We start from the raw sequence: 13,366 nt of genomic DNA on the forward strand, positions 1-13,366 counted from the left end.
TTTAAAGAGTTTGCTTTCAAACTGACAAAGCAAGTTAAAAAACATCTTAAAATTATGTACTTGAGATGTTTTATAGTAGATGGAGATAGCCACAATTTCTGATAAAGATAGCGTTGCTTGTCTGATACGTTGACGTTTGTTTTCTTGCTTGAGAAATTGCCAATAGATGGGTTCAAATTTTTTGAAAAAATCATCAACAATACAAAAAATTTCTGTAAAATCGTACATGGTAGTTAGAGCCTTTGGGTTGTGTCGTAACTTTCTAAATGGCTCTAACTACCTTTTTTTCAAGGGCTTTTCTTATCCGTAATTCGGGTTAGAATAAGTGCAGGAATCACCCCAAAACTTTCGACAATCGAGATTGGCGCCAAATGCGGCAGATTAAACCACCAATCTAAATGCGAAGTGGCAATCAGTGAACCTAAGCAGAAGAAAAATAGCGTAACCAACATACGCGCACTGCCACCGCCTACCGTGTATAGCGTACCCGATGCACAGCCACCCCCCAACTGCATGCCAATACCAAAAATAAAAGCACCAATCATGACCGACATCGACACAGGATTGACATTGCCCTTGACGGGATTGCCAAACAACTCACCTGCACCTAAAGCAGGAAAGAACAACAACACCGCCAAGCCCAGCATAATCATTTGAGCCCGCAAACCACGACCACGACGTTCTTTAATAAACACACGCCAGCTAGAAGTAAAACCAAAAGAGGCGTGATACAACGTCATCCCCAAAGCACCACCAATTAAAAATAACAGTGCTTGATTTAGACCCACGATTTGATAGGCGCCGATAGTACCGACAACAAGTAAGATAAAAGCCACCCAAACCGAAACATTCGATCTATGGGCACTTGCAACAATAACTTGACATGACAGAGAGAAGATTTGAAAAAGGAAACCCGCGTATTCTAAGCAATTTCCCCTACCGAGCAGGTCAATCGACCTATTTTATAGTCGCTTATCCATTCTGATATTTGATAAGCAATATGAGCTTAGCTGATGATAGGCTTTTAATTGCAAAGATAAAATCAAGCGCAAAAAAAATGCCAGTCAACTTTTAGGTTGACTGGCATCACTCCCGAAGGAGTTTTAACTTAATCTAGCAGATTAAATTATTTAATCATGTCAGCAATTGCTGCGCGTTCTTCTTCAAGTTCGTTTAACGTGAAGTTGATACGCTCACGGCTGAACTCGTCGATTTCAAGACCTTGAACGATTTTGTATTCGCCATTTTCGCAAGTTACAGGGAAACCGAACATTACGCCTTCAGGAATACCGTAAGAACCGTCAGAAGGAATACCCATAGTTACCCATTCGCCGTTTGTGCCAAGCGCCCAATCACGCATGTGGTCAATTGCAGCGTTTGCAGCAGATGCAGCAGAAGATAAACCACGTGCTTCGATGATCGCAGCGCCACGCTTACCAACTGTAGGAAGGAATACGTCTTTGTTCCATTCAGCATCGTTGATTTTGTCTTTTAAGCTTTCTCCATTTGCAGTTGCAAAACGGTAGTCAGCATACATTGTTGGAGAGTGGTTACCCCAAACTGTCATTGTTTTGATGTCAGAAACAGCAACGCCAGCTTTTTGAGCAAGTTGAGTTAACGCGCGGTTGTGGTCAAGACGTAACATTGCTGTGAAGTTTTTCGCTGGAAGATCTGGAGCAGATTTCATTGCGATGTAAGCATTCGTGTTCGCTGGGTTACCAACAACTAGAACTTTAACATCACGGCTAGCAACTTCGTTAAGTGCTTGACCTTGACCAATAAAGATTTCACCGTTTACTTTAAGAAGGTCAGCACGCTCCATACCAGGACCACGTGGACGAGAACCAACCAATAACGCGTAGTCAGCATCTTTAAATGCCACTTTAGGATCATCAGTACCGATCATGCCAGCCAATAATGGGAAAGCACAGTCGTCAAGTTCCATCATTACGCCTTTAAGCGCAGCTTGAGCTTTCTCAAAAGGAACTTCTAATAATTGAAGGATAACTGGTTGGTCTTTACCCAACATTTCACCGCTAGCGATACGGAATAATAGGCTGTAACCAATTTGACCAGCAGCGCCAGTAACGGCAACGCGAACAGGTTGCTTCATGTAATTATCTCCAATTGAGAGGATAGTCAATGCGATTAAATAGCTGTTCTATCTAATCTTAATAATCATAAACGCGAAAGATTGTACTCCAATCATTCAGCGGATGCATGCAAAAGCGCATCAAATTCCACAAAAGTCTGATAGAAAATATGAATAAAATTTCTCAAAAAGCTTAAAATTCAGAAATTACAGTCACCTAGCAAACTAGTAAGAACCTTTAATGACAAACTGATTCGGGCAATTTGATTCAATCGCTGCACCGCACTGCTTATAGCGTCCTGCGGTGTTATAACAAATTTTGATTTCAGTTAAATAACTTTTACCTTGATGGTTAGAGCACTGAAAATGCACGCTTTTTGATGACATACCTGAATTGGACTTGAGAAACAAACTCCGTAGTTGTGACAATTGCACCGTCTGCGTGTCTTGGCCTGTCAATACCGAAGGCACGTTCATCCGATCTGCATTATTAATAATCATGCGAAAATACTGACTGGCATTCATGGGCACACAGCCGCCAATACCTTGCCACAATTGTATCCGTGCAGCTTCATCAGGCATGACTCGCGCCACTACCTTCGCTTGTAGCGGCGGTAACTTTGCCGATGAATGGGTGCTACATTCACGCGTGGCTACTTCGGGATATAAACCCTCAATATTCAGTGAGTAACCTTCTAAACATTTACGCTTTTTGCTTTTGCTCGAATCGATTAAACACACGGCGGGCGTCATTTGCACGGACATCACATAGCCTTGCACGGGGGCAGAAAATGTATTTTGCGTACACAAAACCAAAGCTGTACCACTCAAACCGAGCAATGTAACTTGAATTGGCTGTAAAACTGTACTCATCCACATTTTCAATGCTTCAGCCCCCTAAATTCTTATACACCCAATGACTCACGCATCTATATATCAACACGCATGATCATCTAACTGTATCACTTGTAACATTTTCCTAAGGTGTATTCCGAGATGGAATATGTTGCATACGGCTACTCATTGATTGTCCACCCTGCCCCAACAGCACACCATAGTGCGTGGCATTGGTCATGACATGCTTGACATAGTCACGTGTTTCCAACAAAGGAATGCTTTCAGTATATTGGTCTGCCGCAATTTGCTGAAACTCTGGCTGCCAACGGCGTGCACGATTTGGCCCGGCGTTGTATCCTGCTGTGGCCAGCACAGGGCTATTGCTTAATTGTCGCTGAATGGTCGACAAATAAAATGTACCGTAGCGGATGTTGGTATTCATGTCACTGAGTGCAGCAGGATTATAAGTTTCACCCATTTGTCGTGCAACCAAACGTGCCGTGTCTGGCATAATTTGCATGAGTCCACCTGCACCTACATGCGAACGTGCAGTAGTATTAAAACGGCTTTCTTGACGCATCAAACCATAAGCCCAAGCAGGGTCAATACCTGCATTTTGACTGTGGCTCACAACATAATTACGATGTGGCATAGCATAACGGTAACTATAGTTGTGCTTATTCACAGTACGATCTGCTGCATAAATGGCACGATCATACCAACCCATATCGGTTGCACGCTTAGCCGCTGCTAAAATCAAACCATCATCCTGTCTTAAATACGCCTGACGTACCGCCCAGTTCCATTCACGGTTGACATAATTGGCAGGTGCATTAATTTCACGCAAAGTAAAGGCACGGTTAAAGTGAATATCTTGATTCAAACGCTGTAAGTCATTGGTACTTGGTTGCGTATTCGCAGGAATCGTGTTGTAGGTTTGCCCAAGACGATCTTTTGCCAACAAGTTGTGATAATCATCACCCTGCGCCAATTTTTTATAAATATTTTGTGCACTACGTTTCGACGCTGCATCATTGCGTTGTTCTGAAGCACGTGCCAACCAATATTGCCAACGATCTTCCTGTTTTTGAGTCACACTCATGCTGTCTACAGCACGAATCACACTTTCCCATGCGCCAAAACGAATCGCCTGACGGGCATAAATTTCTGCTTCTTCGGGACTAAAAGGTAAGCCATAACTGGCGTCTAAGGCACTTAACACTTCACGCTTAAAATTGTTTTTCATGACTGTAGTGCCGCCAATATATCCCACAGCACGATACAAGGCTTTTTGTACCGATTCTGGCGCACCTTCTGCACTGCGTTTTAGTGAAGAAAGTGCCGAGTCTAAATCGCTATCGGCTAAACGTCCGATCGCATAAATAAGATAGGCATGGTCTTCGTTGCTTGCTTTAGGCGCAGACCACAAATAATTCAGTGGATTGGCTTGAATGCTGTTCAATTGTGCCAAACTGATATTCATACCTAAACTTTGCGCAGTCGCTAAAGCGAGCCCTGACTGCCCTGCACGCAATTGTGCCCATAAGCGTTGCTGTTTATCTTGCTGAGTCATAATTGGACTAGAGAGCATCATTCGACCTAGACCTGTACAAGATTCAGGTTGTGAGTTCGTGGTCAACCAAACATCTTTAAATTCCGCGACCACCAAAGGATCACCCGAACGGGTACGAACTTGTGCCATGGCACAGCTTTCGGCCTGATCAGCATTACTCACATAGGCAAGCACAGGTTGTGCACTGCTAAAATCGGCCTGTTTCACTTTTTCTTCGATGTAATCGGCTGCGAGTTTTTCTGCCATCGCTGATTGTGGATGGCGCTGTGCAAACTGAACAATTGCACTGGCAGGTTGCATGCCCAAATTGGTGTTCAATGCCCAGTATTCAGGATAGTAGCCCAAAACATCATTTTGCATGGCATATTGATACTGCTGCAATAAATCGACATCACCTGAATTGGCTGCACGCAGTGCATCATTAAACTGTTCATTTGCGGCATGCGTACCCGTCATCACGGCAAGCGAAACCAGACTTAGCACAAGCTTTTTCGTTAATTTATTATTTTGTTTCATCATTTGCAGCATTCGCTTGCCTTCAGTCATTTACTTCTGCCTCGAGATCCGCATCCAATCATTCAGCTTAGTTTAATTAGTCTAGAACCCAAGTTGTGTTCTGTTATGTAACCTTATGATTAGACACTATTAATCTTGAAATCAATCTTCCAACAATTTTGCTTCACATTTCAAGTATGTGATGCACGGATTAAAGGCTGTCAGTTTATCTTGAATTCCTGCTAAAATACGCCCCTCTGTTTTATCTATTCCGTTTATTTTTATAAACGAACTCGTGAATTATCTCTTAGGAGCCTACATGACGGTTCAAACCTTCATCCCGAATGGTGCCCAAGCTGCCTCAGAAAACACTGTTACCCAGCCACAGCACACCCCAGCCGACGGTTCAGTTAAAAAACTGTATATCGAAACGCAAGGGTGTCAGATGAATGAGTATGACAGTCACCGTATGGCAGACCTTTTGGGCGACTCGCACGGCTATGTGCTGACTAGCAACCCTGCCGATGCCGATATTTTGCTCATGAACACCTGTTCAATTCGTGAAAAAGCCCAAGAAAAAGTATTTTCTGAATTAGGACGTTGGCGCAAGCTTAAAGAAAAAAATCCTGATTTGGTCATTGGTGTAGGCGGTTGCGTGGCTTCTCAAGAAGGCGACAACATTCAAAAACGCGCACCGTATGTGGATATGATTTTTGGCCCACAAACCTTGCACCGTTTGCCACAAATGCTTGATCAGCACCACGATCAAGTTGAAAAACCAAAGAAAGAAAAAATCAAACTAGTGGATATTTCTTTCCCAGACATCGAAAAATTCGACTTTTTACCTGAACCGCGTGTTGAAGGGTTTAAAGCTTTTGTGTCGATTATGGAAGGCTGTTCAAAATACTGTTCTTTCTGCGTAGTGCCTTACACGCGCGGTGAAGAAGTTTCACGTCCTTTAGATGATGTCTTAGCTGAAATTGCGACTTTGGCCGAAAAAGGCGTGCGTGAAATTAGCTTGCTCGGTCAAAACGTAAATGGCTATCGCGGTGAAACTTTTGACGGTAAAATTTGTACTTTTGCCGATTTACTGCGTTTGGTTGCCGAAGTACCTGGCATTGGACGAATTCGCTACACCACATCACACCCGCTTGAATTTAATGATGATTTGATTCAATGCTACCGTGATTTACCGCAAATGGTGTCGCATTTACACTTGCCTGTGCAAAGTGGTTCGAATGATGTGTTACAAGCCATGAAACGTAACCACACCATTGATGTGTATATCGACAAGATTGCCAAGTTACGTAAAGTACGCCCAGACATGCACTTATCTAGCGACTTTATTATTGGCTTCCCGGGTGAAACAGATCAAAACTTTGAAGAAACTTATCAGTTTATTCAAGATATGGATTTTGACCATTCTTATAGTTTTATCTACTCAAAACGTCCGGGAACACCTGCATCGGAACTCGAAGACACCACCCCTGAAGATGTTAAAAAAGAGCGTTTGTCCAAAGTTCAGCAATGGATCAAACAATCTAGTATTGATAAGACCGATGCCATGCTTGGGACGGTACAACGTGTCCTAATTGAAAATGTTTCCGACAAAGACCCGAACATTTTAGTGGGTACGGCCGACAATACACGTTTAGTAACATTTATTGGTGACCCTGCTTGGGTCGGACGCTTTGCGGAGATTGAGATTACCGAGATTAAAACTTTGAATTTAGTTTACGGTGAACTCTTGAATCTTGAGCCTGACGTGGCGTAATGTAGGAGCTAAAGTCCAATAACAGATTAAGGAATTCTCTTGACTGCAGCGATTCGACGTACAGTAACTTTTCCTGGCATTTCAATGGAACGTCTAAAAAGCATGCTCGGTGCTTATAACGGACATTTGAAACAAATCGAACAACGTCTAGACGTCCAAATTTCTCATCGTGGTGACGCCTTTTTTATAGATGGGGAAATTGATGCAGTTGAACGAGCCGAAACACTCTTGCAACGCCTGCATGAAGAAGCGGAAAGCTCTGCACAAATTAGTGCAGACACGCTCCACATGATGATTCAGGGCAGTCAGACTGACCGTGAATTACAATCGGATGATGGGCAAGAGCATACTGGATTGGATGCTGTTTGGTTGCAAACCCGCAAAGGGCGCATTAATCCACGCGGTGCCAACCAAAAGCGTTATGTGCAACGTATTTTGCAAAGTGATATTTCATTTGGTATTGGCCCTGCAGGTACGGGTAAAACCTATTTGGCTGTTGCCGCTGCCGTAGATATGTTGGAACGCAATGAAATCCAGCGGATTCTATTGGTGCGCCCTGCGGTTGAAGCGGGTGAAAAACTGGGCTTCTTACCGGGTGATTTAACCCAGAAAATTGACCCGTATTTGCGTCCCCTTTATGATGCCCTGTATGAAATGCTCGGCTTTGAAAAAGTTGCTAAGCTGATTGAACGTCAAGTGATTGAAGTTGCACCACTGGCGTATATGCGTGGTCGTACCCTCAACCACTCTTTTGTGATTTTGGATGAAGCCCAGAACACCACGCCTGAACAGATGAAGATGTTCCTGACCCGTTTAGGGTTTGGTTCACGTGCAGTGATTACCGGTGATGTGACTCAGGTGGATTTACCACGTGGTCAGCAGTCTGGTCTGGCACATGCCTTACGTGTGATTGATAAAATCCCTGAAATTCATATTACTCGTTTCCATTCTCGTGATGTCGTGCGTCACCAGCTGGTTCAGAAAATTGTTGAAGCCTATGAAGGCTGGGACAGTGAGCAACAGCGTTTAAGTGCCGAAGCGCGTGCAGAACGTAAAGCGCGCCAGGAAGCATTAATTGCGGAAAATGATGCCGCAGCAGATGCACAGCACTAATCGCTGTGCGCTCTGCAACCTACTGAAGTATTAAGGATTCATTTTGAAATTAAGTCTCAGCCTGCAACAGGACATTCAAGCGCCTGAGCTGGTGTTAAAACGTGCCTATCTGAAAAAAGTAGTCGAAACCACTTTAAGACATATAGACACCCAAAGTGATTGTGAAATTGGAATTGCCTGTGTCGATCATGCCGAAAGTCACAAGCTCAATCTGGAATATCGCAAAAAAGACAAATCTACCAACGTCTTGTCTTTCCCAAGCGATTTACCCGATGAAATGGCACAAGTTTTGCCGAGCTTCCCTATTGGGGATTTGGTAATTTGTATTCCTGTGGTTTTACAGGAAGCTGCAAAACAAGCCAAAACACCATTAGCGCATTTCACTCACATGCTAGTACATGGCACGCTGCACCTTATGGGCTATGATCATGAAACCTCAGATGAGGATGCCGAAGAAATGGAAGCTTTAGAAGTTGAGATTCTTGCCAAGTTGGGTTTGGATAATCCATACATGGAAAGAGATTGAATTTTAAGTTTTAGAAAATCATAAAAATAGCGGGCTAAGGCTCGCTTTTTTGTTTAAAACTACTCCCTCCCAATGGGAGGGAGAACATTCATTAGAGTCCCATGATTGCTAAATACCAGAAGAACATTGCTGCGTAAAGCAGAGAGTAGATTCTTGTTACTTGTCCACAAAGTCCTCTCTCCCTTTGGGAGAGAGCCAGAGAGAGGGAAAAACTAGCGCACCTCAAACTCAGCTTCAGCAGGGTCAAAACGCCACGTCCGTACAATCCGCAATTCAGAAATATCTTTCATTTTGGCATCAAATGCACCAAAAGGTGCGGCTTTACGCACCGAAGCTTTGGCTGCTTCATCTAGCATGGCATGTCCTGAACTTTCAATTAAACGAATGGCACGAATCCCACCATTGTTGTTCAAAATCACCATTAAACGTACTTCGCCTGCCAAATTCTGTGCTTTGGCTTGTTCTGGATAATAACGGTTACCATAAAATTCGACTTTTTGACGGAATTTTTCCATATAACCAGCGGTGTTGTCTTGCTTGGCCTGAATCCCATCGATGGTTTTAATTTTTTGCTGACGGCTAAAATTTTGTTGGCGTTGTAAATATTGCGCTTCAATACTGGCGACCATGGCAGCCTTAGCTTGGAATTGGCTATTCAACTCCTGCATGGCTTTTTTGCGCTGATTTTCTGCAGCCTGTTTTTGCCAACTGAGCGTGGTCATCAATACTTTTTCTTCAAAGTTTAATTCACGCTGTTGCTGCATACGCTCTAAACTTTCCAATTGCTGCTCCCCTGCACTTTGTTCAGTCATGGGTGCAGGCATATCACTCGACATGCGATGTTCTTCACGGAACGTACCTGAACCTTGCTGATCGGCTTGGGCTAAGAAATCTGCATCTTCAACTTTTGCATCGCTCATGCGTACCGATACCGCAATCTCTTTGACCGCAGCATCGCTTTGTTGCGGTGCAGCAAACTGCACGGCCAAAATTAATGCGTGCAATACAGCAGCCACCAGCAACGCTGCAGCAAAAATAGGATCTTTCCACCAATCTTGCGTAGAAGGCATCAATTGAATTTTTTTTAGCATCACATTAATCCGACAAAACGTCTGATTCCCCAAGCCGCCAAATGCGGTATAAACTAAAGAGCATATTACTTTGCTCAGTTTTTGCTTTTCTGCAAAACTGCGAAGTTCATCAAAAAGCTGACTACTGAGCCTTAAAATCTTAAAAATGGTGCAACTTATTTTGCTAAACTGCAAGCTTCTATGCCTGTATTTTTAATACAATTCGACAAAATATTTGTATCTGTAAAGAATGAATGAACGACTTGGACGGCCGTATGCAAACCCTGATCACCAATATCTCTCAACGTATCCGTCAAGTGTACCAAAAAGCGGAAGGATTTATTGAGGATGAACGTGAATTTCCATTATCTCAGGTCTTCTTAAATGCGACTTTTCAGCGCTTTGTGACCGATAATGTGAAAATGTTGCAAGATCTGCACGCAGACTTACACGACGACTGGTTACGTCTTTATGCAACCCTAGATTACAACGGCTTGAACATCACTCTGTCTGTCGATTTAAAATTAGTACAGATGGAATTGAATAAAGATACTCAGCTGATTGTGTTTGAACAAATTAGTGACACGCAGGTGATTGAAGCAAGTTATCCAAGTTTTTTGCATAAAATCGCTGTGAAGTGCGCTTTATTTTACTATCAAAAAATACGCAATGATGACCCTTTAGGCATGATTTTAGAAAAACTCAAAGTCATTAAAGTCAAAGATGATTTGCTGCATTTAGATTTAAATCGCTGGTTGGGCAAAAGCCGCTCTATCATTGACACACTCAGCAAAGTTCATGTGAATCATGCGGTATTACGTGAAGCGGAATTGGTGCTCACTGGCAACGTCAATTTAACGGCGTTGTTCCGCAAAATGTCTGAAGAAAGACTAGAAGATGTGGAAGAATCTCTTGCAGATACGCAAGTCACACCGCTGAAACAAAAATAAAGCTAAGCTGAAACTTTAGAAGAGAATACATACAGGAAAACTACACAAGCCGCATAATTCCTAATTTTCTCTTCATATTCAACGCGTATAATGGCAACAAGCAAATTGCATCTCCCTACATACAGAGGAAATATCTCAGCAATGGCAAATCATGTATTGAAAAAAATGGGTATGGCAGCCGGTGTGTCTACAGCACTGTTTTTGGCTGGTTTCTCTAGCCAAACATTTGCCATGAGTCCTTTCCAAGCCAGTTATCAATTTAACTACAATGGTAAAAACTTAGGTTCTGCAACACGTACTTTAAGCCAAACAGGTAACCAATGGAGTTATGTGTTTGCTGCCAAAGCAGGCGTGATTGCCTCTGCTACAGAAACTAGCCGTTTTAGTTTTAATAATGGCAAAATTGGCTCATCTAGCTTTAGCCGCAGCAGTAAGATTTTGGTGCATAACAACACCATGAGTATTAACTTCAATCCTTCGGCGAAAACCATTAACACCAAAAAGGACAGCGACACCCGTTCTTTTGCGTGGAAAGCGGGCGTGTTGGATGAGTTGAATGCGGAACTGCAAATCCGTGAAGACTTAAAAAGTGGCGGTTTAAAATCGAGCTACTATATTGCCGATAATAAAGAGGTGGAATCACGTCGCTTTATTAAGCAAGGTTCAGAAAAAATCAAAACCAGTTATGGTACTTTTGATACCATTAAAGTGGTGCTGAAACACAACAAACCAAACCGTGATACGATTTTCTGGTTGGCACCAAAACTTGACTACTTGCCTGTCAAAGTTACCCACCAAGACAAAGACAAGTCTTATGGATTATTACTCACAGGCTATAAAGGCCCGACCAACTAATTTAGAATATAACTACTGAGCAAAGCTTGGCAGTTATTCACCATTTGGTAAATTGTTCTTGCATTTTTTCAGGTGCTTTTTAAAATACGCTTTTGCTTTGAAAAGCACCTGCTCTTGAGGATTCTCCCGTGCATGCACTAGAACAGAAAATTTTAGCCGAAGGTATCGTTCTATCTGAAGCGGTTCTAAAAGTCGACTCTTTCTTAAACCATCAAATTGACCCTGTGATGATGCAGCAAATTGGTCAAGAATTTGCGCGTTTGTTTAAAGATGCAGGCATCACCAAAATTATTACCATCGAAGCTTCTGGCATTGCACCAGCTGTGATGGCAGGTTTAGAGCTTGGCGTACCTGTAATTTTTGCACGTAAATATCAATCTTTAACCTTAAAAGATGATTTATACCGCTCTAAAGTATTTTCATTTACCAAGCAAACTGAAAGCACGATTGCCATTTCAAACAAACATATTAGCGCTAGCGACAAAGTCTTGGTGATTGATGACTTTTTGGCAAATGGTCAAGCTGCACTCGGTTTAGCAGATTTAATCCATCAAGCCAATGCAGAAGTCGTGGGTATTGGGATTGTGATTGAAAAGTCATTCCAGCCGGGTCGTGAATTATTGCTTGAAAAAGGCTATCGCGTTGAATCATTGGCACGAGTAAAGTCTTTGGCAAACGGTACAGTTGAATTTGTACGCGATTAAGGTCGATTAAAACTGATGTTGGTTCATCATTTAAACCCGATGATCAAAGAGTGCTTAGGCGCTCTTTTTTTTTATGCTTTTTTTAAACTTAAACAACTCATTTACATATATTGAATTTACAAAATAGCCGCGCTACGCCATTCTGCACTTGAAATAACAGTGATTCAGCAGTCTAGTTTTTCTGATTGCAGCTCTAGACAGCACTTTTTAGATCGTCTGCGTGCATTGATGCATGCGGCATGAGCATAAGGCAATTTACAGTCATGACACAAGACAATCCGTTGATGCAACACAGTATCACCTGTCCGAAATGTGGTTCAACTCAAGTTGAAAAACGCAACCATGAACAAAACTTACAAAAAATTGGTGGCGTGTTATTAGGCTCTGCAGGTACGGCAGCAGGTACAGTAGGCGGCGCAGCTTCAGGAGCTTCTATTGGTGCGGCAATCGGTACTGCCGCAGGACCTTTGGGCGTGATTATGGGCGGCACCATTGGAACATTTGTCGGGGCAATTAGCGTGGGAATCACAGGTGGTTTTCTTGGGCATCGCTTTGGTAAAAAAGCAGGTGTAATTGTTGATCAGAATATTTTTCTAGATTTTCAATGCCTCAAATGTAAACACCGCTTTAAAGAAAAGTTGAAACAGCCAAGCAACTCTAAGTAACCCTAAATCAATTTCAAAAAAAGTGCTGCACATTGCAGCACTTTTTGATTGCATCTTTTTATTTTGCAGTGCTGCTTGCAGAAGTCATCACAGTTTTTTGTGCCGCTAAATACTGTGCTTCCGCAGGTTGTTTTTCAATACGTTGTTCTTCTGGAAAACTCAGACTATGCACAATTTCAGTCGCTGCAACACTCGACCATGAACACCCTAAACTCATTAGACCTAACCCAATCAGCATCCACTTATTCATTTTCACTTTCCTCAATCTCTCATTTTTACAGCAGTCCGTTGTGCTCAATACATTAGGGTCTGTTGACAATTCGTCTATGTTTGCGGCATGAGAGATATATCTCGCAAGGTTTTTTAGCTGATATAAGGCATGGGACAGGAAATTTAGTCATTCTAAATGACTGGCACATAACGCAATAGCAGCAAAAAATATGCTCGCCCCGAAAGGCTGTGGCTAAAACTTTCTCAGATTGCGTTATGAAACTTAGCAATAATCTCGCTATTCCTTGCGTTTCATGCCTGATCTGCTCAGTTTTAGCCTACAGCGCAAGCCATTTATGAAATGTCAACAGACCCTAGCCTGCAAAAAAAATGCTGCGTGAACCGTGACAGAAAACTCTGCTTTTAAAGCGGTTATTAGACGTGAAAAGAGAAAAACTGAATATCACTGCAAATGGTGATTTTAGGTGAAAAGTGAACTTAT

12 protein-coding genes and 2 pseudogenes are annotated in these 13,366 nt (G+C 42.5%); 7 read left to right on the forward strand and 7 right to left on the reverse strand.

All coding sequences use genetic code 11. From position 1 onward, the window contains the following. The 5 genes and pseudogenes from FTT74_RS01360 to FTT74_RS01380 all read right to left on the reverse strand — a co-directional run. Positions 1–228, reverse strand: a pseudogene (locus FTT74_RS01360) (IS982 family transposase); the annotation flags it as partial. A gap of 86 nt (positions 229–314) precedes the next feature. Further along, positions 315–890, reverse strand: a pseudogene (locus FTT74_RS01365) (YeeE/YedE thiosulfate transporter family protein); the annotation flags it as partial. 236 nt (positions 891–1,126) lie between these two features. Continuing rightward, positions 1,127–2,113, reverse strand: coding sequence for a malate dehydrogenase (locus FTT74_RS01370; RefSeq protein WP_019836931.1), 987 nt, complete (start codon positions 2,111–2,113; stop codon positions 1,127–1,129). A gap of 204 nt (positions 2,114–2,317) precedes the next feature. Further along, the gene (locus tag FTT74_RS01375; RefSeq protein WP_179988453.1) at positions 2,318–2,965 is read right to left on the reverse strand and encodes a ribonuclease I; all 648 of its coding nucleotides are present in this window, start codon (positions 2,963–2,965) and stop codon (positions 2,318–2,320) included. Between the two features lie 106 nt (positions 2,966–3,071). Continuing rightward, positions 3,072–4,958, reverse strand: a complete 1,887-nt coding sequence (locus tag FTT74_RS01380; RefSeq protein ID WP_179988513.1) for a lytic transglycosylase domain-containing protein — start codon at positions 4,956–4,958, stop codon at positions 3,072–3,074. A gap of 358 nt (positions 4,959–5,316) precedes the next feature. On the opposite strand from FTT74_RS01380, the gene miaB reads away from it, so the two are divergent. Genes miaB through ybeY form a run of 3 tightly spaced genes read left to right on the forward strand, consistent with a single transcriptional unit; the run spans position 5,317 to position 8,410 of the window. Continuing rightward, the gene (gene miaB / locus FTT74_RS01385) at positions 5,317–6,771 is read left to right on the forward strand and encodes a tRNA (N6-isopentenyl adenosine(37)-C2)-methylthiotransferase MiaB (RefSeq protein ID WP_179988454.1); all 1,455 of its coding nucleotides are present in this window, start codon (positions 5,317–5,319) and stop codon (positions 6,769–6,771) included. 39 nt (positions 6,772–6,810) lie between these two features. Next, positions 6,811–7,884 carry a PhoH family protein gene (locus FTT74_RS01390; RefSeq protein WP_004976193.1) on the forward strand — a complete coding sequence of 358 codons (1,074 nt, stop codon included), beginning with the start codon at positions 6,811–6,813 and terminating at the stop codon, positions 7,882–7,884. A 43-nt stretch (positions 7,885–7,927) separates the two neighbouring features. Next, entirely contained in the window at positions 7,928–8,410 is a 483-nt protein-coding gene (ybeY, locus tag FTT74_RS01395) for an rRNA maturation RNase YbeY (RefSeq protein ID WP_179988455.1), read from the forward strand. A 212-nt stretch (positions 8,411–8,622) separates the two neighbouring features. On the opposite strand, the gene FTT74_RS01400 is transcribed toward ybeY, so the two are convergent. Beyond that, a complete protein-coding gene (locus FTT74_RS01400) occupies positions 8,623–9,480 on the reverse strand; it encodes an energy transducer TonB (protein ID WP_171062604.1) in 858 nt (285 codons plus the stop codon). A 275-nt stretch (positions 9,481–9,755) separates the two neighbouring features. Here FTT74_RS01400 and FTT74_RS01405 point away from each other — a divergent pair, with 275 nt between their 5' ends. The 4 genes from FTT74_RS01405 to FTT74_RS01420 all read left to right on the forward strand — a co-directional run bounded on the left by FTT74_RS01405 (position 9,756) and on the right by FTT74_RS01420 (position 12,654). Further along, positions 9,756–10,430: a hypothetical protein gene (locus tag FTT74_RS01405; protein WP_004976182.1), complete on the forward strand. Its 675-nt coding sequence runs from the start codon at positions 9,756–9,758 to the stop codon at positions 10,428–10,430. A gap of 141 nt (positions 10,431–10,571) precedes the next feature. Beyond that, positions 10,572–11,285, forward strand: a complete 714-nt coding sequence (locus FTT74_RS01410; protein ID WP_004976176.1) for a DUF3108 domain-containing protein — start codon at positions 10,572–10,574, stop codon at positions 11,283–11,285. 128 nt (positions 11,286–11,413) lie between these two features. Beyond that, entirely contained in the window at positions 11,414–11,989 is a 576-nt protein-coding gene (locus tag FTT74_RS01415; RefSeq protein ID WP_004976172.1) for a xanthine phosphoribosyltransferase, read from the forward strand. Positions 11,990–12,252: 263 nt separating this feature from the next. Further along, a complete protein-coding gene (locus FTT74_RS01420) occupies positions 12,253–12,654 on the forward strand; it encodes a hypothetical protein (protein ID WP_179988456.1) in 402 nt (133 codons plus the stop codon). A gap of 58 nt (positions 12,655–12,712) precedes the next feature. Here the strand turns inward: FTT74_RS01420 and FTT74_RS01425 are convergent, their stop codons facing one another. Continuing rightward, positions 12,713–12,904 (reverse strand): hypothetical protein, encoded by a 192-nt coding sequence (locus FTT74_RS01425; RefSeq protein WP_004976167.1) that lies wholly within the window; start codon positions 12,902–12,904, stop codon positions 12,713–12,715. Positions 12,905–13,366: the final 462 nt, after the last annotated feature.

The sequence above is a fragment of the Acinetobacter sp. YH01007 genome (assembly GCF_013420425.1).
Taxonomy (GTDB): domain Bacteria; phylum Pseudomonadota; class Gammaproteobacteria; order Pseudomonadales; family Moraxellaceae; genus Acinetobacter; species Acinetobacter towneri.

Excerpts from the sequence above, each read along its gene's own strand:
- miaB (WP_179988454.1), top strand. The coding sequence starts at position 5,317 with ATGACGGTTCAAACCTTCATCCCGAATGGTGCCCAAGCTGCCTCAGAA.
- FTT74_RS01370 (WP_019836931.1), bottom strand. The coding sequence starts at position 2,113 with ATGAAGCAACCTGTTCGCGTTGCCGTTACTGGCGCTGCTGGTCAAATT.
- FTT74_RS01375 (WP_179988453.1), bottom strand. The coding sequence starts at position 2,965 with ATGAGTACAGTTTTACAGCCAATTCAAGTTACATTGCTCGGTTTGAGT.
- FTT74_RS01405 (WP_004976182.1), top strand. The coding sequence starts at position 9,756 with ATGCAAACCCTGATCACCAATATCTCTCAACGTATCCGTCAAGTGTAC.
- FTT74_RS01425 (WP_004976167.1), bottom strand. The coding sequence starts at position 12,904 with ATGAATAAGTGGATGCTGATTGGGTTAGGTCTAATGAGTTTAGGGTGT.
- FTT74_RS01400 (WP_171062604.1), bottom strand. The coding sequence starts at position 9,480 with ATGCCTTCTACGCAAGATTGGTGGAAAGATCCTATTTTTGCTGCAGCG.
- FTT74_RS01410 (WP_004976176.1), top strand. The coding sequence starts at position 10,572 with ATGGCAAATCATGTATTGAAAAAAATGGGTATGGCAGCCGGTGTGTCT.
- FTT74_RS01380 (WP_179988513.1), bottom strand. The coding sequence starts at position 4,958 with ATGACGGGTACGCATGCCGCAAATGAACAGTTTAATGATGCACTGCGT.
- FTT74_RS01420 (WP_179988456.1), top strand. The coding sequence starts at position 12,253 with ATGACACAAGACAATCCGTTGATGCAACACAGTATCACCTGTCCGAAA.